Origin of the sequence: Lysinibacillus fusiformis (genome assembly GCF_016925635.1) — a bacterium.
Taxonomy (GTDB): Bacteria; Bacillota; Bacilli; order Bacillales_A; family Planococcaceae; genus Lysinibacillus; species Lysinibacillus fusiformis_F.
The window spans coordinates 4,548,431-4,569,947 of sequence record NZ_CP070490.1; the positions used below are offsets into that span (position 1 = coordinate 4,548,431).

The following is a 21,517-nucleotide window of genomic DNA, read 5'->3' on the forward strand; positions in this document are numbered from 1 at the left end:
CGTTCCTAATTTTCGTTTCAGGGGTTGATTTACATGTACTATACTCATCTTGAAGATTATGTCCAACAGTTCTACACTCGCATGGGGATTACCTGCCCTCCCCTACTGAATTTAGAAGAAATCGCATTTAGAATGGGCTTGAAAGTTTTTTATTGGGAAGAAAAGAGTCAGGCCTTGTTTATTGATGGTCGGTATTATATTTTCCTTAATAAAAACCAATCGCCACAGCAACAATGGCAAGACTTTTGCCATGAGCTATCACATGTCTTGTTACATACAGGTGATCAATTTCATATGTATCCCCTATTTCGTGAGTATCAGGAATTCAAGGCTAACAATTTTATGTACCAAGCTTGTATTCCCACTTTTATGTTGGAGGCTTTGTCAATACATAATCATACCGAACAAACGATTAAGCAAGTGATGCAAATCTTTAACGTAGAATACGATTTTGCTTATAGAAGATTAACACAATATAACAATAAGCAGATTATGCAGAGGTTGCATAATATGACCTTTCTAAATATGAGATGATGCATATAGGACAGTTCATAAGTGAGTTTAATATAGGTTATTTGCTTCAAATTACTGTGAAAGGAGTGATGTTCTAATTGTCCTTAAACTCTAATCAATGTACCTGTCCGGGTCAGTTAGATAGGAAGTGACGATATGGTTAGAAAGAAACTTAATAGTACTAAAAAGGAAAATATTTATTGGTATTATGATTCAAACAAGAAGAAGAAATTTGCCTACCGTTACAAATTTTATGACCATACTGGAGTACGTAGAGAAAAAACAAGACAAAACTTTAACTCTAGTATCGAAGCTGAAAAAGCATTAACAGCATTAAAAGCTACTTTTTTAAATGGCGGAGAAAAAATAATATTTAATGAGAACATGACTATTGCTCAATGGGTAGATATTTATTTTGATCGTAAAAAATCGAAATGGAAAGGTACCTCCCCTAAAACTTATCGTAATTTAATTGAAATTTACATTAAACCTTATATCGGTGGATATAAGCTATCTCGACTGTCCAAAAGTTTATACCAATCTGAATTTATTGATAAATTATCTTTAATAGCTGCTCCAAAAAGCATTCAAATGTATCATAATTTTTTCATTGGATGTATTAATGCTGCTGTTGAAGATGATATTTTGGATAAAAATCGTATTGCAAAAGCTGAATTACCTCGAGTTGAAAAAATTAATAATGATGAAGTGGAGGGCAATTATTTAACCCCTACTGAACTAGAATTTTTACTTAAATGTGTAAAGCAATCTTGTGATATTTCAAGATATACTTTAATTTCTATTCTAGCAGCTACTGGTATGAGACGTGGAGAAGCTGGAGGTTTACGTTGGTCTGATATAGATTTTAAAAATAATCTAATTTACATCAATCGTACTCGTGATTTTTATGGGGAGCGCTCTGCCAAAACACTAAATAGTATCCGTTGTATTGATATGACCGAGGTACTAAGTAAACAATTAGATCGTTATAGAAAATGGTGTATCGAAAGAAAATTAATTTTCGGGATTCAACATAGTGAGGATGACCTTGTCTTTATAAGTAAAACATGCAAGCCTCTTAATCAAAATGCAGCTAGATTAACGCTAATCTTAATGCATGAATTATATGACGTTAAACTCATCTCTCCTCATGGTTTACGACATACATTTGCTACCATCTCAATTGCATCCGGTACACCGCCAACAACAATTGCCAAAATCCTTGGTATGACTACTTCTACTCTTTTAAAAACCTACGCTCATTCGTTTGCAGATCGAGAGAAAAGAGCAATGCAAGTTCTAAGTGAAATAGTCAATTTCGATTAAAACACTATTTTTCATTTAAAATGGGGCACTTTTTGGGGCACCAATGTGGTTAGCCCCTCCCCAACCCTTGATAATCAAAGGGTTTATAAAAAAATAACTATAAGCATAACTTATGACCTTGGTTTCTATCCTGATATTTTTAATTTTTTGATGTGCATAATATCAAGGTTTTGTATTAATGAGGGTTTCTATACCTGTCTAACGAAGTGTATCTAAGTGTATTTAACTGGGGTACTTTTTGGGGCACTCGCTGGGGCACCTGTAACTTTTTTTAAAATGGTGCCCCAGTTCGTAAAATGTAGATAAAGAAGGTTTGGACAGGTACTCTTTTATAAGGAAAGAACGATATGAATTCCTTTAAATTTAATAGTATTTTTTGTCACAATTTGTGGCATTTTTATTTTTTACTATACAAACAACATACTACTATAATAATACATTTTTATTATTACAAATAACTACCAAGAGAGTTAATACATTATGAAGAATTTCTTTTTTAATTCGACACTTTTTAATTCTCTAATATTTAATAGGATGTGCAGATTCTTCTGAGGATAATATTTATAAACCTGATAATTTACCAAGGTTGTCCTAATGAAACACTTTATCGTCGGTAATTTCTCTCGTCAATTTTTTAACGTTAGAATTCTTCGGATTCTTGAACCTCGCAACCTTGGTATACCAAGTGTTTGCGGGGTTTTTGTTTTATTTTCATCTTTAGATATTTAGCGATTTTTTAATGGGGTTTGGGGAAGCGTTTTTTTCGCTTATATTAATTTTTTAAAAACACCAACGGACAGGTGTACATTAATCTTCATATTTATGATCAGGTACTTTTACCTATCATTTTTATATACTGATAAAACTTTACAATATTTATACAACTTTACTTTATCACCATATACGTCAAAAAAAAGGAGGAAACTAATTTGAAGATACAGGAATAAATAAAAGATTATTTGAAGCCAGCTGGTAAACAAGTTCTTCCTCAGTTGGCTCATACCATAGATCCCAAAAAGTCATTTCCCAAACATATAAAAATTAACTGATAAACTAACAACCAATATACCCTTTTGCTTTTTAAAGTAAGCATGCCATTAGTTAAAGAGATTTATAATTATAATAAGTGTATTTGAATTAATAAGGTGCTTTCACCATCAAATTCGAAGGCAGTTTATCCATTTTAAAAAATGAACTATTTATATTGCTAAATTGTTACTTGTGTAGAAATCGGAAAAGGAGGTGGAATTATGGAACAAATTAGCAATGAAAGGGTCTTATTTCAAACATATTATAAGGATGTCTTCAGAGCTTGCTATTATATGCTTCAAAATAAATATGACGCTGAGGACCTTTGTCAGGATGTATTTGCTAAAGCTTTGAGTGAAGATTTCCAATCTATACAAAATCAAAAATCTTGGTTACTTAGTATTTCTATGAATATGTCTCGAAATTATTTAAAGAAAATGAACAGACTGCTATTAAAAGAAAATTTTGATTTCCTATCATTGATACGAGTTGACAGTACTCAAAATATTGAGCGAACAATACAGCTCAATGAAAATAAAAGTGAATTAGTCGACTTAATGAACAAACTGCCTGTTCGTATACGGAAGGTAATGGTATTGAAATATGTACATGATTGTAAAGATAGAGAAATTGCTGAAATTCTAAAAATCCCTGAGGGAACGGTTAAATCAAGGCTTTTTAAAGGTAAAAAACTAACGAAAGAGTTTATCCAAGTAGATGAAAATTTGTTATTTGAATGGAGGGATCATCGTGAGTAATATGGACGATTTAATGAAAGAAAAAGTGAAATACGATCAAATAGATTATCCAAATGAGAGTGAAATGTGGAGTAAAATCATTCGTAAACAACAAAATCATAATTATAAAACTAAAAAACATAGCAATAAACCACAAGTTATATTAACCGTCATTATGTTCACAATTGTTTTATCAGCCACACCTGTATTTGCTAAATATACAACAGAAATCTTGGACTGGATGCGAAATATGAATAGAACAGGCGTTATCACTTCTTTAGAAAATGGCTTTGGACAGGAAGTCAATAAAACTGTAGAAAACGGAGCTGGTGTATTAAATATCCATAATGTAATTTCAGATCAAAATGGTACTACTATTAACTTTAGCTTAGATATTGATCATGATTCTCCAATCGATGCAGCCAATTTTGAACAAGCATTACTCAAAATAAATGACGGAAAAGAAATAAAGCTGGAGGCTAACGCAGTATATAATCAGGAAACAGATCAATTAGTAGGGATTCTACATACAGATGAAGGAATCCCGCACAACAGCAATGTTACACTTCAACTTGGAGGTGTAAAGGAGACACAGCTGAAAACTATAGAGTTAAAAGATGTGGTTCAATCGAACTCATTCCCTGAAAAAATTACAATTAATCAAGATGGAATATCACATATAGAATTCACTTCAAATGAATATCAAAATGGTCAATATACATTGGATTACCTTATTGATCTGGAAAAGTCCAATAACATAGAAAACGCATATTTATCTTATAAAATTCAAGATGAAAACATTGCGAATTTTGGCGTTATTTATAAACGTCCACAACCAAATGTCATTAAAAGTAGTGATTCACTAGAGATTCAACAAGAAATGGTAGAAAAATTAGGGGTATTTTTAAGCTATACTGATACAGTAAGTTATAAACCAGATACGTGGAGCCTAGATTTCCACTACAATCAGGATCTTGCTAAAAAATCTACATTTGTTATGGATATAGACGAAAAAATAGAGATAGGCTCTCAGCAGCTTCAATTTAACGAGCTTGTTATTACACCGAGTGAGGTAAAGCTTTATTTTGATGAAAAATATATAGATTCTAATTCTAATATAGCTCATTTCAACTATCGTCAGTTTAAATTACGAATTGGCGAACAGGAATTATCGGGAAATAATTTTAAGGATTATATTTCTTTTGAAACACTGGGGCTGATAAAGGATATTACGAATAAGGAAATTTCTCTTACTTTAAATGATGCGAAAGTTTCTTATAAAGCTGGAAAGCAAGACAATGTAGAGCTAACAAATATTTCTGAAGATCCAAAGACTATAAAAGCAGAATTAAACGGATATCCAATTGATATTACCTACTATTCGAAAGGTAATGATTTAATTGTTGAATCAGAAAGTAAGAACGAGCAATTTGGAGGTATCACACAAAATGTTATTTATGAGAATGGCAAAAGAATCTTTGCTGAAACTCGTTCTAATGATGGCGTGTTAAGAACACACAACCAATTAGAAACATTTAAAAATATAAAAGAAAAAGATATTACATTAAACTTCTTCCTTTATACTGTCAATGAAGATCGAGCGAAGACTATTGTTTTACAGTAAATCGTTTGCAGTGAAACTTCTTTAAGCAAATGTTTTATGTAACGTAAGTGAAACGGCAGTTACAAGTCTTTTCGTAGCGACAGTACACGACTGATTGATGTTTTATGGCAGATTAGGAAGACTATGAAGGACTGTACGCCTTCTAAAGGTAAAACTACTTTAGGGCATATGATGATAAAAGCATGATTCAATTGAGTATAAAAAAGCGTGTTTTGATTAATTCAAAATACGCTTCACTACTCTAATTAACTGATTTTCCTCGTCAAAAATACCAATCTCCCTAAATGTGAAACCACCAGCTGTTACAGGAATAACGGCATCAATAATGATCCGTTTGTAGTTTGTTGGATCAATGAATAGCCCAGAGATAGGGCCAACTGACCATGGCTGTTAGATTTGCGTTGGGACATAGTGTGTTCCATTACCATCGCCTAACGCCATGTACTCTAGCCCTACTTTGGACTGTGTGACTTGGGCATTGGCGATTGAAGTTAGCTTTTTACTCTCAAAACCACAACATTCATTCATTGTAGGAATCTATCAATGCTTGTTTTTTGCATTTTAATTTACGTTCAATCAATAGCATCACGTTATTATGCTAGTTGCTAGTTTAATTAAAAGCAACACCCGCATGAGCGTTTTTTTCTTGTATATCTATTGAATGTCATTTAGTGCATCTTTAATTTTTTTATCAATATTATCTTGGATATCCTGTTAACCTTTTGAAATTACAAATACAAGATAAAATCTTATTACCTTTCTCTTTAGTACTGATACAACTACTGACAATTCTATCTAAAACGTCAGCATGGATTTTGTAATTAAGGTAGGAATTTTTTATATCTTCTGCATCAGAATTGACCACCTGATTTCATGTAATTATCTCGTACGTCTCGAATAATTGACAAACTTACATTCTTGCTATTATATTAGATACCCTTATATGATTACTTAATCTATAAATATATTTTTTTCTTTCAAGTCAGCCTTTATAAATGAAGAAGCATGTTGCTCGGATTCGTTTTTATAGAAATTCTTGCAGCATAATAAGCGCCTATTGCCCCTGCAAAACCATCAATCAAACCTAAATATCTAGCTGCTAATGTATTATCCAGTATTTTTGATTTCAAAAAGACTGTTACCCCAATCACAAACTAGAAGATGTTATCTATTTAAAACATTTGCTCTCAAAACCCACCCCCTGCCCTCTCAACTCAAAGCGTTTTAGCTGTTTGATGCAATTTACAAACCAAAAGAAAAAGCCTCCACCCTAAGATGAAGGCTTTGATGTTGTGGTAAATTGTCGAGAGCTCACTTGCGACTCGTGATAGAACGAAACCACGTTATTTTGAATCGATAGCTTGTGTTAGTGCACTTAGTAAATTTGACCGAAATAAATGGAAAGTGGACGAAGGTCACATATAAACCACTTCCTTATTTAAATCAAAAGAAAGTTTGAATTGACACATATTCTATAAATAAAAATACCCCCATATAGATCCAACCATAAACTTTTTGCCCTCTTTGGAATTCTTTCATTCCTAAAATTAATATCAATAATCCTAAGAAGAAAATCAATAGGAAATTCCACTGGTAATCACTTGTGATAATTCCGTAAGTTGAGAGTGATACTACTATGATTGAAAAAACAATTTGTAATATTGTTAGCAAAGCTACCATCACCTTTTAAATATTGTTCTTTGATTATACAATAAAACAGATAATTTAGATATAATTACCAATTTTCACTTTAATGAAGATACCTATTCTCTTAAAAAATATGGACCTGCCATGTCTTGCTCCGAACAAATTTGTGGAGCGCAGGTCTGTCATTCCTGTTAATTTATTGTTTTTATAGATACCCATAGAGGAAAATACCTACACATCATCCTGCTTCCGATTTTACACTATAGATTGCTTAAATTGATTGGTTTGGAACATTCGTAACTCTTATTCTTCTGAAAAACATAACAGTTGCTTCTGCATTAACTATTCATTTCTTGAAATATCTGTTAAATTAATTTTAAGTTTATTGGATTAAGAATGGGGAGAATATCTATGAAAAAATCGTATCATTTACTTATTTTTATTGGTGTAGTAATGCTCGCTCTATATGTTGTAAATAATAGTGAAATAACAGAAACAATTGCTAACAAAAATAGTACCCAGTATATAGTTAATGAAGATCCATATAAAGATTTTAGAAGTGATAACACACAAACAGATTTAGAAAACATTATCAAAAACGAAGCTGATAAATTCATGATAGAAAATTTCGGAAGTTATACTAAAACTACTTGGTTTGACTCAGTTTCAGCTACATCAACTTCCATAAATAAAAATGGAAAGTATTTCTTAGTACAATCAAAAGATACAGAACACGATTCACAAGCAAAGCAGTTTGTACAAGGATTATTAATGTACTTTAATTCAAAGACATTAGATAAATCATACAAAGTAGATAAAGTAATTTTAGTAGATCAAGATTTCAATATTCTATTTGCATTCGAAATTATAAAATGGTAAAAATAACAATATTTAAAAAGAAGCAACCTCAGGTAAAGCTTTGCACCAATCTAATAGAAATTACTGCGGCATTTTGAAGAAGTAGCTTATAGAATGTGCTTGAAAGTTTTTTTTGTTGGCCTGATAAGAGTCAGGCCTTATTTGTTAATGTGTGGCATTTTATTTTTCTTAATTAAAACCAATCTCCACAGCAACAATGGCTTGACTTTTGTCATGAACTATCACATGACTTATTTCATACAGGCGATCAATTTCATATGTATCCCCTATTTCGTAAATACACGGAATATAAGGCTAACAATTTTATGTACCACGCTTGTATTCCTACTTTTATTTAGGAAATGTTGTCTATACATAATGATACAGCAAAAACAAATATTCAAGTTATGCAAATTTTTAACGTGGACTAATAACGGGTCTTTACACAAAACATAGGTGTTGTTACTGCATGATCTAATTGTCCTTTAAATGTAACGTGCAAATTCGTTAATGCGACAATCGATTCCACAATACAAACTGCTAGATTATGATGTTCAAGAATCCCTGCATCCATTATTTTATAAGAATGCTCCCTTTTTCATCTTCTTAAGGAGTGTGCAACTCGATTAAAACCATAGATTTTGGTCGCACCAATTTGGCTAAGCTTTTGTAAACGCTAACACGCTCATATTTAGGGTATGGATTATTTGTAAAGTCTTGTACTGTATCAGGTTAAATGCTTTCTGTTGAGCACCTTTCCCCTACTTCACTCAACGAATAATCTACTATAGATATGGTCCAAACCTAAATATCAGCACTTACTTACTTTTGGTGATAAATCATAAAAGGGAGGAATATGACTTCTATTCCCCCATAAGAAATTATATAGTTGGATGCATACTGTTTAAAAACTGTGTAATACGGGGATTTGCTTTCTCACCAAAAATTTGGTCTGGTGTTCCTACCTCTACAATTGCACCTTGTTCCATAAATACAACACGATCTGATACTTTACGAGCGAACTCCATTTCATGGGTTACGATAATCATCGTCATGCCACTCTCTGCAAGGCTTTTCATAATTTGCAATACCTCATTCACCATCTCTGGGTCAAGTGCCGAAGTAGCCTCATCAAATAACATAACATGTGGATCCATTGCTAATGCACGTGCAATTGCAATTCGTTGCTGTTGGCCACCCGATAAATCACTAGGGTGATCGTCACGTTTATCAGCTAGTCCCACTCGCTCTAAAAGCTTTTCAGCAATTTTAATAGCTTCTTCACGTGACATTTTCTTTACCTGTATGGGACCTTCAATAATATTTTCAAGTACGGTTTTATGCTTCCATAAATTAAAGTGTTGGAAAACCATACCGATGTTTTCACGTACTTTGCTCATTTGAATTTTAGACCGTAATGTTAGTTGATTTGAGCGATTTACTTTATATTTAATTGGCTGATTCTCAAAATTCACAACACCTTCAGAAGGTACCTCTAAAAAATTTACACAACGTAGTAGAGTGGACTTCCCCGAACCGCTTGGACCAATTAAAGAAACAACTTCGCCTTGATTAATCGATAAATTAATATTTTTGAGTGCATGCTTATCTCCAAAATATTTATTAATATTTTTTAATTCTAATATTTCCATGGGTTCCCTCCTTACTTATTGTTATTTGCTACTTTTAATTTTTTCTCTGTCCATGATTGTAGTAGCATTAATGAGCTCGTCATAACTAAGTATAATATGGCTGCCACACCTAATGTTTCATATGGTAGGTATGTACTACTATACTGTGTTTGAGCATTTAACATTAAATCTGGTACGGTAATAACCGAAATTTGCGCCGATTCCTTTAATAAAACTACAGAGTTATTAATATATGGTGGGATAATTAGACGCACCATTTGCGGTATTTTTATTCGAAACATAATTTGAATAGGTGTCATCCCGATTGCTTCTGCCGCCTCAACCTGACCTTTATTAATAGCCATCATACCTGAACGAATAATCTCAGCCTTATATGCTGCAGAGTTCAATGACATTGCGAACAATGCTGCGGTAAATGCACTTAACTTAATATCAAACGGAGTTGCATAGTAAAATAGAAATAAAATAATTAATAGTGGTAATCCTCTAAATAGCCAGATATATACAGATGCTATATACTTTAAGATACGTATATTAGACATCTTACATAAGCACAATATAAAGCCTAAAACTGTTCCTAGTATTATTGCTAGAATAGAGACCTTCAATGTAACCCATGCACCTTCTAAAAAGTACGGCATGGCATTTGAAATTACATCAAAATTCATCTATATCACATCCCTCTTTATTAAATTCATTCAGCTATCTTTCACAATGACTAAAAGGTTTGACCAAAATATTTCATAGCGAGCTCATCAAATGTACCATCCTCTTTTTTCTTTTGAATCACCTTATTAATGGCTTCCAATAAATCATCTGAATCTTTAGCAATTGCGACAGCTATATCTTTTTCATCAAAAGGTTGACCGATTATTTCAATTTCGTTACCTGTTGTTGAATTGTTTATATACTCTGCCGCTGCTGGTAGACCAATTGCGACAAAATCAACACGGCCAGCGATTAAATCGGCAAAGCTCTCTGCAGCACCTGGATATGTTTTCAAATCTTTATAACCACCAATTTTTTTCACAACTTCCTCAAAAGCAGAACCTGCATTTACCCCAACAATTTTGCCTTCCATATCCTCAATGCCACTGACTCCCACAGTACCTTTTTTCACTACCGCTACTGCTCCATCCTTCGCATAAAATTCTGAGAAATCAACTGACTTTTTTCGTTCTTCCGTTGCATTTGCTCCTGATAAAACAACATCGAATTTGCCTGCTACTAAACCTGGTATTAAACCAGAAAATTGTCCTGTTACAAATTCCAGCTCTAGGCCTAATTCATCTGCAATAATCGTCGCCCATTCGATATCGTAACCTGTTAGTTTATTGTTTTTGTCCATGTATGAAAATGGTCGGTAATTTCCTGTTGTCCCGACAACTAATTTGCCCGCTTTCTCTACACGCTCTAATGCCGTTTGTGTTGAAGCTTCCTGTTTGTCCCCACATGCCCCTAATACAAGCGTAGCTACTGCCAAAATTACTAAAAACCATTTTTTCATAAATGCAACCCCTATTGTTTTATTTTGATAAAGATACTAGCGTTTTAAGTAAAATATTCGTTCCGATTTCTATATCCTCCCACGATGAATACTCATCAGGGTGATGACTTATACCGTCCTTACTTGGTATAAAAATTAAGCCTGCTTTCGATAATGTAGCCATTGACTTCGTATCATGATTTGCACCACTTAACATTTTTGTATAACTTACATCATTTTCTTCACACACATTCGTAATCGCTTGTTGAATACTTGCATCTAATGCATTTGGATATTTGACAACATCTCTTCGTAATGATGCATCAATATGCTGTTCACACCAGTCTGAAATCATCTCTTCTACCGACTCTATCTCTTCCCAAAGATCCCCGCGAATTTCAATCATACATTCAACAGCCCCTGGTACGACACTTGCTAAATTTGGATAAACATTGAATTCACCTACTGTTGCAACTAAATTACTCTCTTGTTTTTTTGCCACATTATTTACAAACTGTACTAAAGAGGCTGCTTGAAGCAAGGCATCATTCCGACGATGCATGGGTGTTGTCCCTGCATGACGGGCATCACCCTGAATACGGACGAAAACACGTAATATTCCAGAAATTGCCGTCGCTACACCAATTTTTGCCCTTTTTTCTTCCAATACAAAACCTTGTTCGATATGAAGTTCAAGAAAAGCTTCAAACTCATGTTGAGATCGAATGGCCTTCTCACATTGCGCCCATGTCAAATTAGCTATTTTCAATTTATCATCTGTATAAGACTCATCTAACATGCCAGCTAAAGCTCGACTACCAAATGTACCGCCTAATGGGTTTGCCTCTTCCGCAACAAAAGCGATTAGTTCTAATGGTTTAGTTGGTTTATAGCCGTTTTCAACTAATGTCTGCAAACATTCTAACCCAGCTAACACGCCTAATGCTCCGTCGTATAAGCCACCATTTCTTACGGTATCTAAATGAGATCCAAAACTAATTGAAGGCAGATTGTTAGCACCAAACTTTCCGAAAACATTGCCAACTGCATCTTCTTTCACGGTTACTTGGATTGCATTTAACTTACTCTTTAGCCACTCTAAAGCACCTCTCTCCTCAAGTGAAAAAGCAATTCGATTAAATCCAGCCTCTCCCGTATTGAATTGAGTTGCCAGTTCGTGAAAGTTTTCTTGTAAGCGCTTTAAATTAATGTGATACATTCCCTCACCTCATCTACTTGTGCGATATAGTCTCTAAATGTAACGTCTTCAAGTTGTTGTATTGTTTCCATAAGTTTTTGCACATTAGGCAAACTTATTTTTTCGAATAATTCAGTATATTTATGTTGCAATGCTAGCTTTGGTAGCGGTTCTTTAAAGTTTCCTTTACCATCTAAAGCCAATCTCTCGATGACGCAATCATCTTCAAAAGTAATTCTAATCTTTGAAGGACGACTAGTTGGTAACATCCCTGTCAGTTCTACATCTTCTGTAACTTCTATTTTTTCTATTAACGTTCGTACCTCATTATCTAAATTTTCTTGATAATGCGTATATAAACTTTTCTTCAGAAGCACCACTGCAACGGCATAAGGTATAGAAAATTTTGATGCTAATACTGTTTCTGGATACTTATTCGTTAATCGTGCTGCTAATGAGTATGTTGTTACTTCAACTTTTGTAATAGCTGCTACGCTGGTGCTTAATTCCTCCAAACAAGCCATAGCCGCATCGATTGCTGAATGCGTAAATCGACAAGTAGGATACAATTTAAAATAATTTTGATCCATTAAATATGCTTCATCTTCTTTTAGATTGAATAACGTATAGTCAATTGATACTGGTAGTAATTGGCCCCAAACATGATCCACTACACTTAAATGGCTTGAAAAACCAGCTTTCATAAAACCTAGCATTTGATATGAAATTTGATTGGCTAAACCAACATATAAGTTCCGAGCTGTTCGACCTTGTATTGCAGCCTGCCATGAAGTAACGAATGGAAACGTTGCTGCTAACTTGGCCACTTCTACAATTTCATCATCTGTAAAGCCTTTTAATATTGCTGCAGCTACAGCACCTCCAACAATTCCCCAAGTACCATGAGGATGTGCGTTGTCATCTAGCTTACTAGCATTTCCTAAGCGCGCACTTATTTCATAACCAATCATAAAAGCACGTAACACATCTTTACCTAAACTATTTTCTTCATAAGCTGCAACATAGAGTGGACCAAATATATGGGCTGCAGGATGACCTTTTGCAAATTGGTTCCCCTCATCTAGTTCAAAGCTAACAATAGCTGTTCCTGTTAAAACTAAAAAATCGAGTGGCTGTCTGGCTAGTGCCTGCCCTACTAAAGGAATATTCCCCTCGGACTGCTCTTTTATCATCTGTGACACTTCAGTAGCAGCTTGCATGCCATAAGCTGCTACCATAAATGTGTCTAAATAAATCCATTCAACACGCTCTTTAGTTTTTGCAGGTAACATGTCCCAATCAACTTGTAATAAACGCTTTAATGCATCTTCAAAATGTTGAATTGACATCCCTACACCTCAATTATTGTTTATATGCCTTGCCTGGAACAAATGCACCAAATCCTGGCTCTTTTGTCACTTTCTCTCCATCATAAACGGTTTCGCCACGTACAATCGTTTGCACAACTTTTCCGTTTACCTCTTGTCCATGGAATGGTGAAATTTTCGAATATGAATGGAATAGGTTTTCATCTACTGTCCAAACAACTTCCGGATCAATAATTGCAAAATCTGCATCAAATCCTTCTGCAATACGGCCCTTATTCGGTATGCCATAAATATCTGCAGGATTTTGTGCCATTACTTTTGCAAAATGCACAGGTGAAAATCCTTTTTCTACTACCATACTTTCAAACATTAATGACCCCATAATATCTAAACCAGGCATACCGGATGCAGCTAGGAAAATATTATCTTTCCCTTTTTCTTTATGTGCCAATGACCAAGGAGCATGGTCCGAAGTAACAAAATCAAGATCATTCGTTTTTAGTTTCTCCCATAAGCCATCCACATCCTCTTGATAACGTAATGGTGGATTATTTTTTGCTTTTGGACCAAATTTATCTAAATCATCACAGTTTAATAGTAAGTAAGTGTAACAGGTTTCTGATGTTACTTTTGTCCCTTGCTCTTTAAACAGTTTGATTAATTCCAGCGTACGTGGGTGACTTACATGAACAATATGCAGCTTTGAATCTGTCCAATGCGCGAACTCCATAAGCTTTAATACAGCAGATGTTTCTGTATAAGGAGGACGGGTTTCCATATGTGCCTTCGGGTATACCTTCCCCGCCTTTTGATAGTCTTCAATCAGTTCGACAATGATTTCATCGTTTTCTGCATGGAACGCAGCGACTAGATCATATTCCCGAAGTTGTTCCATTGCTTTAATAATTTCGTAGTCTGGAATACGTGGGAAGCGATAGGCATCTGTCTCGAATGTAGACATTTTAAATGCTACTGCACCAGCTTCTGCTAATGGCTTAATTTGTTCCACACCGTCATATTTAGAAATTGTCCCCCATAAACAAATGTCTACGATTGATTGCTTATTTAAACGCTCAACCTTTTCCTTAAACATCTCTACATTGTTAATAGGATTGGGTAAGTCATATGGCATATCAAGGAATGTGGTAACTCCTCCTGCCGCAGCAGCTGCACTTGTTACTTCAAAACCTTCATCTGGGTTACTAAAGCAATGTACATGGGCATCAATTAACCCTGGAAAAACATATTTTCCTTGAGCATTGACTATATTCGTTGCTTGAAGGTGTCCGATACCCTCCGAAATTGCTACGATTTTTCCATTCTGTACGCCAATCTCTCCTTCTACTACCTTTTCAGGTAAAACTAATTGACCTTGAATAACTACTTCAAATTGATTCATTTCCCCATCCCCCATTGTTTATTAAAAATAATGTTCAATTTCTTCTTTTGCATCAAAAAGTTGTTCAATTATTTTTTGCTCCTCTACTTCCTTCATTCGCTCGGAAGGTCCAGCAATACTTAAAGCTGCGATTAAGTGATTATCCATATCATGTATTGGTACACCATACGCGATTACCCCTTCATCTACTTCAGAATCAGAATACGAATACCCTTTCTCTCTAGTAACCTTCATATCTTCTTGAATTTCTTCTACAGAGGTTTTTGTTGTTTCTGTATATTTATGTAGCAATCCTCGTTTGCTTAATTGCTCTAATGTATCGTCTGGCATATACGCCAGTAATGTTTTTGTAGAAGCACCTGCATGTAGCGGCAGGATCTTCCCCTGTTCAGATGCTACTTTTATTGCTTTATCTGGTGTAACAACTTCCAAACAGACCGCCGAATATTCTGTAGGAATCGTCAAAATAATCGTTTCACCTAACTTGGTAGATAGATTTTTCATTACAGGAAATGCAATAGATGATAAATTAATATCGCTTTTCACATACTTGGCCAGCTGGAGAAAACGATAGCCTAACTTGTAATTACCTAGGCTTGTTTCAACAACATATCCTTTTTCTTTTAGAATTTTCAAATGCCTATAAACAGAACTTTGTGGGCTGTTTAATAATATTGCTATCTGCTGCACTGATAATTCCCTTGTTTCGTAATTGAACAGATCAATGATTTCTAATGTTTTTTCTGCACTCATAGTAACACCTCTTCAAAAATGAGAATTGATTATCATTTATCAATAATTGAATTCTAAATTATCTAAATATTATTTGTCAACGTTTTTTCAAGCAAAAATATACACAAGGTAGAATAAATCATCTATTTTACATCCTCAAAAATTAAATAATCTTCTATCAAACCAGCAGTACGCTTAGTGTGAAACAATTCATTTATCCGCAGAAAAAATTATCAATACATACTGACGATAATGGCAAATTCACTAAATTCACCTATAAATAATTAGTAAAAAATTTCTTTATATTACATATATCAACCAAAAAATATTTGGATGATTTATGCAAAATAGCCGTTTATCTGAAAATTTTCTCCAGATAAACGGCTATTCGGTGTGCCTAAAAAGTGGCTTTTTTTGCATTTTAATGTACGTTAATCAAATTGAAATATACTTATATACATCAACTTACACAAAAAATAAATTATAAACTGCCATACTCACGGATAATAGAAATACAAATATTCCTGTGCTTAAAGACTTAATAAAGTTTCTTTTATTATCACTTTTAAAATCGAAACTTTTATTAATTACAACTAACCCTAAAAGTGCAAACGCTAGATTAATATAGATAGGATTGAATGCACTAGGTATAACGAACAGGACCATTATCATTAATAAAAATTTACTTATGTATTTCCTTTTTTGAGCATCCAGTAATAAAACCTCCTATGACTAAAATATCTACATAACACATCATTAAAGCTAATTTTCATCCCTTATTTTTCTCTAAAAGTTGTTTTATTTTATTATCAGTATTTAATAATACTTGTTTAATCTGATGTTCTCTTTGTAATATCTGCTCATACTTTTCTTGAAATATAACTTTTATTTCAAGCAGATTTTGTATTTCTTATCACCTCCTACACCCAATATTAAACCATAAGATGAAATATATGTAATAATTTTCAGTCTCAAAACCAAACAGCCCCAACCTACTAATAATTAATTCCATTAAGCCCAAGTATTATAATCTTCCTCACGCAACACATGCTTTCGATTGTTTGATTTCAAAGCAAAAGAAAAGCCTCCATCCTTAGATGAAAGCTTTACAAAATTCTATGGCATAAATTGATAAAAACCTTCTGTAAGAGAACCCACTACCCATTGATTATTTCTCTTTGTAAGTAAAGCATCTTGTACCAACCGTCCAAACTTTCCAGGTACAGAAACCTCACGACTGATTTTCATATTCGTTTCTTTTGGATAAGAGTAAGAATAAGAATTATATTCTTGGGACATATCCGTAAAGGTCAAGTTTCTCATAATAATTAAATTAATCATTTCATCTGTGAAGTATGGCTTTAAATACTGTCTTTTTTGAGCGACAGTTGAAATATTTTTTACTTTAGCAATGGCTTCATCCAGCAGCTTATAGCCATCCTCATAGTACAGTGGTTGAGCATATACAACGACACCAAACTGCTCCTCTTCAGAATATAGGCCTGCAACCCGGTTATATTGAGTCCATGTAGTTTTGTACTCTAGCGCATCGCCGATAAATCTGATTGGTAAAAAAATGCTTCCATTTTCCAAAAGTAACGATACATCCATTTGTCGTTGCTCATTATTCACTTTTAGGATCTTGGAGCCAAGTGTCATTTTGATCACTTTCTTACCTTTAATTAAAGTGGCTGTTTTCGTTGTCGCATCCCAGCTTACTTGCGCCTTTATCTTTTCACCTACAGCTCGAATAGGTACGTAAAGTCTTCCGTTTACCACTTTACCATTATAAATCTGATTATCATTTTCACTTGCATATACAGTACTATTCGCTGTACCGAAGTGGCATGTTGCAATAACTACTATTAAACAACAAACTACTAATCTTTTCATTTTACTCAAAATTCATTCAATCCAATCTTTCGTTATTATTCTATTAGGTAATCGTTTTATTATATATATTCTATCCATTATTAACTAATGGTAAATAATTCTTATGGATAATGACACTACAAAAAATAGGAGCCGACTTAAATTTTCTTATTCGATTTATTTGTACGACCGTGCTAAAATATATACATGAGTATAAAAAATAAAACAACTAACCAAAAAGAAATGTCATTTATTGAAAAAGCTCGTAGAACTCAAATTATAGAATGTGCCATTGAAACCATTGCAGAAGTCGGTTACGCTCAAGCTTCTTTAGGTCAAATTGCAAAACGTGCACAAATCAGTAAGGGCGTTATTTCCTATCACTTTGCAAACAAGGGGGAATTATTAGAGCAAGTAATTTACGATTACTACATGGCATGTCAAGCCTATACGGCACCTCTAATAGAAAATCAACCATCTCCTATAGAAATGCTTAGCGTGTATATTGAATCAAACCTGAGATTCATAGATGAAAATAGGCAACATGTTTTCGCTGTCATTGAAATTGTTTCTAATGAAAGAACTGCTGATGGCAAACTTCGATTTGCGGCGGACCATGATGATACTATTTTTCTTCCCATTGAAAACATACTCACACTAGGAATGCACGAGGGTGTTTTCCGAGAATTCACCCAATTGTCTACGAGAGTAATGGCGTTAGCTATAAGAAATTCCATTGATGGGTTCACCATTGAATTAATGAGAAATCCTCAACTAAATGTTCAGGAATATACAAGGGAACTGATTACAATCTTCGATAAATCAACTAAAAAATAATAAGTCACACCTGAGGAGGATAGCTATGAACTACTATGAGGTAATTTGCTCTAGTTGTAGAAATAAATTCAGAGTATATGAGGGGTCACTGAGATTCAGACAGTTAAAGGAAAGAACAGATAAGATTTTTCGTTGCGAAGAGTGTTATAGTAAAATTCGTATGGATGCCATTAAAAATTTCTTTAGATAGCTCTTTGAGGCGGCCTACCAGAAGATTGAGGATAATAAAAAGGAATTACGAGTTGAATAAGCACAAGCCCAGACTCCAAATTAATGAGTATCTGGGCTTTGTGGAATAATTTAGGTCTATCTCTACTTAACAAATATACTATCTTCAAATTATTCAATGTTAGTTTTTGGGTATATAATATTACTCCGATCAAGTGCTAAAGATAATCCATCTCCGACCTTATCGAAAACTAAATGAGCATATGAAGCATTTAGAGCTTCCGTTCCACGCCAACCATACGTTTTTTCATTCGTATTTTTTGATTCAAACGTTAAACCTTTTCCTCCTAGGATCATACTAACTTGTTCATAGCTCATACCCGATTCTAACTTTTTTAAGTTCTCTACTGTTACTTGAGGGTAATTTGCACTAAACCCACCCTTAGACCTTACTGTGCCGTCATTGTTAAACCATACTGTTGTTTCTATTGAAGAAATATAATATTCACCATAGTTAGAGCCTTGACTATATCCTCCAAACATCCTAATCAAATCCTCTTTGGTTGTTTTTCCAATTTTGATTGCTTCATACTGATCCACCCGATCTAAATCCGCATCAATATAACCCCCTTCGGCCAGGTTTTGAACAACACCTGTTAATTCAGCGCGTGTGACATTGCTATTTGGTTTAAACGTCCCATCTGGATAACCACTAACAATTCCCTTTTCTTGTGCCCAAAGAACGGCATCTTCGTACCACGCACCAGCTTTGACATCCTTAAATGTTCCACTCGCAGCACCTACTGTTACTGTGGCAGCCCCTAATACCATTGCTGTTGTAAATCCTAAAAAAAAGCCTTTGATTGTGTTCTTTTGCATATTCACTTTCCTCTCTTACATACATATATTTTCCACAATTATTGATACTATCATAGATTCGAATATTATTATCTAAACAAATATTGCTAATGTTAGCTAGATAGAACTTTACCACTTCAAGCAATTTTCTAAGCTAGCTTCATTATCTATGAGAGTGGAACCATGAATAAATACAAAAATACCCAAATTCAAAATTAATGGAGCACCTATAGAATTTTGTTATTTTGTTCTCGTCTCAGATTTGCTGCTGCTACTGTGGACACTACTTCCATTCGATCGCTCTCATAGTAATTAAAAAGAACACCCAAATTAGGTGTTCTTAAAATCAACTTTTCTCGTTTAAATCATCAGGATAAATTATTGTGTTAATTACATCTCCGTTTGAGTCGTCTTTAAAAATTACTTTGACTTTATAATCTTTTTCGTCCACACCGTTAAATAATTGATAATACATACCTGTTAAAGCTAGTCCTAACGAGGCCATTGTATCAAGACTATTTTCAAACTCTTCTTTGTTTACAGATAATGTGAATTCTGAGAAGGATTTGTTATATGTTACATCTTTTATAGATTTGAAATCTTCACTAGCTTTAATCTCATCTACACTTGCTAGAATGCCTTCTTTTAAACCTTTCATCATTTCTTTGTGTTCTGATTTAGACATTTTATAAGTTAAAGAACCATCATCATTCTTCATGACTTCCTTAATCCCACTATTTTTCGCCTTAGAAATAACCGAATCGATGTCCTGTCCTTCAAAAAATATAGCTGGAATGGTCACTTCTACATCTCCACCATTGTTGCTATCTTTTTCTTGCCCCTGACTACATCCAGCTATCAAAACACTTAATACTAACAAAAAGGGTAGTATCCATTTTCTTGCCATTAAATCTCCTCCTCATACACCAATATACAGAATATGAAGTGATTACACTATACTTTATTGACATAAAGCTACTATTTCTTAGCCTCTTCTATACCTGAGAAATCACTTTTCTTTTTTGAGAGACAAATTTTTTTCATCACCTTCTTTAATGTTCCAGTATCCTGAGCTGGTGGCGTTGGCATCTATTGAAAATACTAACATTGGCTACATTGCATAAAGGATCCAGAGCTGCTAGTAAATAAAATCTATTTTTTACTAAATGTTCAATGCTTAATTTTATAGAATTTGACACGTACTTTGATATAATCAATCATGCCGTTGTTTTAAATTTCTTTTTTCGTTACATTTTATTCAACAAAGGTTGTGATGAATTTTTATGTTTGCAATACTTTTGGCTATAGGTATTGGAGCTATTTTTGCTGGGCAAACAGCCATTAATGCTCAATTAAGAAAGTTTGTGATTTCTCCACTTTTAGCTTCAATGATTTCATTCGCTGTTGGCGTCATCTTCTTAACGATTACATTATTAAGTAGTGGTTCTTCATTGGGTATTCCATTAGATTTATTCTTGAACCAGCCTATCTATATATGGTTGGGAGGAATTGGTGGCGCTATTGCAATAACTACCAACATTCTTTTGTTTCCTAAATTGGGAAGTGTGCAGACAGCCATACTACCAATTTTGGGAATGACTCTGATGAGTATGTTAATCGATCATTATGGTTGGTTTAATTCAATACAATATTCTTTTGGATGGAATCGAATCTTTGGCCTATTACTAGTCTTACTAGGTGTCTTTTTAGCGACAGCTATACGCAGCAAGAAAAATGGCCAGGTTTCTCCCCTAACAAATAAGGAAAGCATGTTGAAACAATGGATTTGGCGCATAGTAGGTATATTAGCAGGAATGTTACTAGCTATCCAAATTGCTATTAATGGACAATTAGGGAAAGTTCTTCACTCTGCTTCCCATGCTGCCCTTGTTTCATTCTTTGTTGGTACTATTACGTTGATTATAATTGTTGGGTTAATGGATCGCTCTTACACAAATATTAAAGAGCCTTTTAAACACTCTGCTCCTTGGTGGATATGGATTGGAGGGATCTTAGGAGGATCTTATGTACTAATCAATGTATTTCTCGTCAATCAAATTGGAAATGGACAAACTGTAGTCCTTGTTTTATTTGGTCAAATCACAGGTAGCCTGTTGGTAGAGCAATTCGGATTGTTTAACTCGATAAAAAATCGAATGGAACCATTACAAATAATTGGTTTAATGGTAATGATAGCTGGTGTATTTTTAATTAGGATATTTTAAATGCTTTTCTTTGCTAAACTTGAGCGAT

21 protein-coding genes and 2 pseudogenes are annotated in these 21,517 nt (G+C 33.9%); 9 read left to right on the plus strand and 14 right to left on the minus strand.

The window, feature by feature from the left end; all coding sequences use genetic code 11:
* Positions 1-33: 33 nt before the first annotated feature.
* From JTI58_RS22460 to JTI58_RS22475, 4 genes are all read left to right on the plus strand, one after another.
* Positions 34-534: an ImmA/IrrE family metallo-endopeptidase gene (locus tag JTI58_RS22460; protein ID WP_205443837.1), complete on the plus strand. Its 501-nt coding sequence runs from the start codon at positions 34-36 to the stop codon at positions 532-534.
* Between the two features lie 135 nt (positions 535-669).
* A complete protein-coding gene (locus tag JTI58_RS22465) occupies positions 670-1,839 on the plus strand; it encodes a tyrosine-type recombinase/integrase (RefSeq protein WP_205443838.1) in 1,170 nt (389 codons plus the stop codon).
* 1,250 nt (positions 1,840-3,089) lie between these two features.
* A complete protein-coding gene (locus JTI58_RS22470; protein WP_205443840.1) occupies positions 3,090-3,626 on the plus strand; it encodes an RNA polymerase sigma factor in 537 nt (178 codons plus the stop codon).
* Position 3,627: 1 nt separating this feature from the next.
* Positions 3,628-5,229: a DUF4179 domain-containing protein gene (locus JTI58_RS22475; RefSeq protein ID WP_243456437.1), complete on the plus strand. Its 1,602-nt coding sequence runs from the start codon at positions 3,628-3,630 to the stop codon at positions 5,227-5,229.
* Positions 5,230-5,445: 216 nt separating this feature from the next.
* Here JTI58_RS22475 and JTI58_RS25275 read toward each other — a convergent pair.
* From JTI58_RS25275 to JTI58_RS25110, 3 genes and pseudogenes are all read right to left on the minus strand, one after another.
* Positions 5,446-5,757: pseudogene (locus JTI58_RS25275) on the minus strand (phage tail protein).
* A 461-nt stretch (positions 5,758-6,218) separates the two neighbouring features.
* The gene (locus JTI58_RS22485; RefSeq protein WP_205443843.1) at positions 6,219-6,359 is read right to left on the minus strand and encodes a hypothetical protein; all 141 of its coding nucleotides are present in this window, start codon (positions 6,357-6,359) and stop codon (positions 6,219-6,221) included.
* 313 nt (positions 6,360-6,672) lie between these two features.
* Complete coding sequence (locus tag JTI58_RS25110; RefSeq protein ID WP_205447543.1) at positions 6,673-6,909, minus strand: DUF3953 domain-containing protein; 237 nt, start codon at positions 6,907-6,909, stop codon at positions 6,673-6,675.
* Positions 6,910-7,287: 378 nt separating this feature from the next.
* On the opposite strand from JTI58_RS25110, the gene JTI58_RS22495 reads away from it, so the two are divergent.
* Positions 7,288-7,755: a hypothetical protein gene (locus JTI58_RS22495; protein ID WP_205443844.1), complete on the plus strand. Its 468-nt coding sequence runs from the start codon at positions 7,288-7,290 to the stop codon at positions 7,753-7,755.
* Positions 7,756-7,943: 188 nt separating this feature from the next.
* Positions 7,944-8,093: pseudogene (locus tag JTI58_RS25280) on the plus strand (ImmA/IrrE family metallo-endopeptidase); the annotation flags it as partial.
* Between the two features lie 68 nt (positions 8,094-8,161).
* On the opposite strand, the gene JTI58_RS22505 reads toward JTI58_RS25280, so the two are convergent.
* From JTI58_RS22505 to JTI58_RS22545, 9 genes are all read right to left on the minus strand, one after another.
* Entirely contained in the window at positions 8,162-8,308 is a 147-nt protein-coding gene (locus JTI58_RS22505) for a hypothetical protein (RefSeq protein WP_205443845.1), read from the minus strand.
* A 307-nt stretch (positions 8,309-8,615) separates the two neighbouring features.
* The gene (locus JTI58_RS22510) at positions 8,616-9,380 is read right to left on the minus strand and encodes an amino acid ABC transporter ATP-binding protein (protein ID WP_205447544.1); all 765 of its coding nucleotides are present in this window, start codon (positions 9,378-9,380) and stop codon (positions 8,616-8,618) included.
* Positions 9,381-9,397: 17 nt separating this feature from the next.
* Entirely contained in the window at positions 9,398-10,054 is a 657-nt protein-coding gene (locus JTI58_RS22515) for an amino acid ABC transporter permease (RefSeq protein WP_205443846.1), read from the minus strand.
* A gap of 50 nt (positions 10,055-10,104) precedes the next feature.
* Complete coding sequence (locus JTI58_RS22520) at positions 10,105-10,893, minus strand: substrate-binding periplasmic protein (RefSeq protein ID WP_205443847.1); 789 nt, start codon at positions 10,891-10,893, stop codon at positions 10,105-10,107.
* A 19-nt stretch (positions 10,894-10,912) separates the two neighbouring features.
* The gene (locus JTI58_RS22525) at positions 10,913-12,091 is read right to left on the minus strand and encodes a M20 family metallo-hydrolase (protein WP_205443848.1); all 1,179 of its coding nucleotides are present in this window, start codon (positions 12,089-12,091) and stop codon (positions 10,913-10,915) included.
* Positions 12,073-13,419: an MmgE/PrpD family protein gene (locus tag JTI58_RS22530; protein ID WP_205443849.1), complete on the minus strand. Its 1,347-nt coding sequence runs from the start codon at positions 13,417-13,419 to the stop codon at positions 12,073-12,075. Before JTI58_RS22530 ends, JTI58_RS22525 begins: the two co-directional genes overlap by 19 nt.
* 13 nt (positions 13,420-13,432) lie before the next feature.
* On the minus strand, positions 13,433-14,797 hold the full coding sequence (locus tag JTI58_RS22535; protein WP_205443850.1) for a hydantoin-5-propionate amidohydrolase: 1,365 nt from the start codon (positions 14,795-14,797) through the stop codon (positions 13,433-13,435).
* Positions 14,798-14,818: 21 nt separating this feature from the next.
* Positions 14,819-15,550, minus strand: coding sequence for an IclR family transcriptional regulator (locus JTI58_RS22540; RefSeq protein ID WP_205443851.1), 732 nt, complete (start codon positions 15,548-15,550; stop codon positions 14,819-14,821).
* 1,095 nt (positions 15,551-16,645) lie between these two features.
* A complete protein-coding gene (locus tag JTI58_RS22545; protein WP_205443852.1) occupies positions 16,646-17,422 on the minus strand; it encodes a copper amine oxidase N-terminal domain-containing protein in 777 nt (258 codons plus the stop codon).
* A gap of 186 nt (positions 17,423-17,608) precedes the next feature.
* Here JTI58_RS22545 and JTI58_RS22550 point away from each other — a divergent pair, with 186 nt between their 5' ends.
* Both JTI58_RS22550 and JTI58_RS24965 read left to right on the plus strand, forming a co-directional pair.
* Entirely contained in the window at positions 17,609-18,238 is a 630-nt protein-coding gene (locus tag JTI58_RS22550; RefSeq protein ID WP_205443853.1) for a TetR/AcrR family transcriptional regulator, read from the plus strand.
* A 25-nt stretch (positions 18,239-18,263) separates the two neighbouring features.
* The gene (locus JTI58_RS24965) at positions 18,264-18,428 is read left to right on the plus strand and encodes a DUF2197 domain-containing protein (protein ID WP_243456214.1); all 165 of its coding nucleotides are present in this window, start codon (positions 18,264-18,266) and stop codon (positions 18,426-18,428) included.
* A 149-nt stretch (positions 18,429-18,577) separates the two neighbouring features.
* Here the strand turns inward: JTI58_RS24965 and JTI58_RS22555 are convergent, their stop codons facing one another.
* Together JTI58_RS22555 and JTI58_RS22560 are read right to left on the minus strand one after the other, a co-directional pair.
* Positions 18,578-19,285, minus strand: coding sequence for an S-layer homology domain-containing protein (locus tag JTI58_RS22555; RefSeq protein WP_205443854.1), 708 nt, complete (start codon positions 19,283-19,285; stop codon positions 18,578-18,580).
* A gap of 325 nt (positions 19,286-19,610) precedes the next feature.
* A complete protein-coding gene (locus JTI58_RS22560) occupies positions 19,611-20,171 on the minus strand; it encodes a hypothetical protein (RefSeq protein ID WP_205443856.1) in 561 nt (186 codons plus the stop codon).
* 376 nt (positions 20,172-20,547) lie between these two features.
* Between JTI58_RS22560 and JTI58_RS22565 the strand changes: the two genes are divergently transcribed.
* Positions 20,548-21,489 carry a DMT family transporter gene (locus JTI58_RS22565; protein WP_205443858.1) on the plus strand — a complete coding sequence of 314 codons (942 nt, stop codon included), beginning with the start codon at positions 20,548-20,550 and terminating at the stop codon, positions 21,487-21,489.
* The last annotated feature ends 28 nt before the right edge of the window (positions 21,490-21,517 follow it).

Excerpts from the sequence above, each read along its gene's own strand:
- JTI58_RS22470 (WP_205443840.1), top strand. The coding sequence starts at position 3,090 with ATGGAACAAATTAGCAATGAAAGGGTCTTATTTCAAACATATTATAAG.
- JTI58_RS24965 (WP_243456214.1), top strand. The coding sequence starts at position 18,264 with ATGAACTACTATGAGGTAATTTGCTCTAGTTGTAGAAATAAATTCAGA.
- JTI58_RS22530 (WP_205443849.1), bottom strand. The coding sequence starts at position 13,419 with ATGTCAATTCAACATTTTGAAGATGCATTAAAGCGTTTATTACAAGTT.
- JTI58_RS22520 (WP_205443847.1), bottom strand. The coding sequence starts at position 10,893 with ATGAAAAAATGGTTTTTAGTAATTTTGGCAGTAGCTACGCTTGTATTA.
- JTI58_RS22515 (WP_205443846.1), bottom strand. The coding sequence starts at position 10,054 with ATGAATTTTGATGTAATTTCAAATGCCATGCCGTACTTTTTAGAAGGT.
- JTI58_RS25110 (WP_205447543.1), bottom strand. The coding sequence starts at position 6,909 with ATGGTAGCTTTGCTAACAATATTACAAATTGTTTTTTCAATCATAGTA.
- JTI58_RS22505 (WP_205443845.1), bottom strand. The coding sequence starts at position 8,308 with ATGGATGCAGGGATTCTTGAACATCATAATCTAGCAGTTTGTATTGTG.
- JTI58_RS22525 (WP_205443848.1), bottom strand. The coding sequence starts at position 12,091 with ATGTATCACATTAATTTAAAGCGCTTACAAGAAAACTTTCACGAACTG.
- JTI58_RS22555 (WP_205443854.1), bottom strand. The coding sequence starts at position 19,285 with ATGCAAAAGAACACAATCAAAGGCTTTTTTTTAGGATTTACAACAGCA.
- JTI58_RS22565 (WP_205443858.1), top strand. The coding sequence starts at position 20,548 with ATGTTTGCAATACTTTTGGCTATAGGTATTGGAGCTATTTTTGCTGGG.
- JTI58_RS22545 (WP_205443852.1), bottom strand. The coding sequence starts at position 17,422 with ATGAAAAGATTAGTAGTTTGTTGTTTAATAGTAGTTATTGCAACATGC.
- JTI58_RS22535 (WP_205443850.1), bottom strand. The coding sequence starts at position 14,797 with ATGAATCAATTTGAAGTAGTTATTCAAGGTCAATTAGTTTTACCTGAA.
- JTI58_RS22475 (WP_243456437.1), top strand. The coding sequence starts at position 3,628 with ATGGACGATTTAATGAAAGAAAAAGTGAAATACGATCAAATAGATTAT.
- JTI58_RS22460 (WP_205443837.1), top strand. The coding sequence starts at position 34 with ATGTACTATACTCATCTTGAAGATTATGTCCAACAGTTCTACACTCGC.
- JTI58_RS22540 (WP_205443851.1), bottom strand. The coding sequence starts at position 15,550 with ATGAGTGCAGAAAAAACATTAGAAATCATTGATCTGTTCAATTACGAA.
- JTI58_RS22560 (WP_205443856.1), bottom strand. The coding sequence starts at position 20,171 with ATGGCAAGAAAATGGATACTACCCTTTTTGTTAGTATTAAGTGTTTTG.
- JTI58_RS22465 (WP_205443838.1), top strand. The coding sequence starts at position 670 with ATGGTTAGAAAGAAACTTAATAGTACTAAAAAGGAAAATATTTATTGG.
- JTI58_RS22550 (WP_205443853.1), top strand. The coding sequence starts at position 17,609 with ATGAGTATAAAAAATAAAACAACTAACCAAAAAGAAATGTCATTTATT.
- JTI58_RS22495 (WP_205443844.1), top strand. The coding sequence starts at position 7,288 with ATGAAAAAATCGTATCATTTACTTATTTTTATTGGTGTAGTAATGCTC.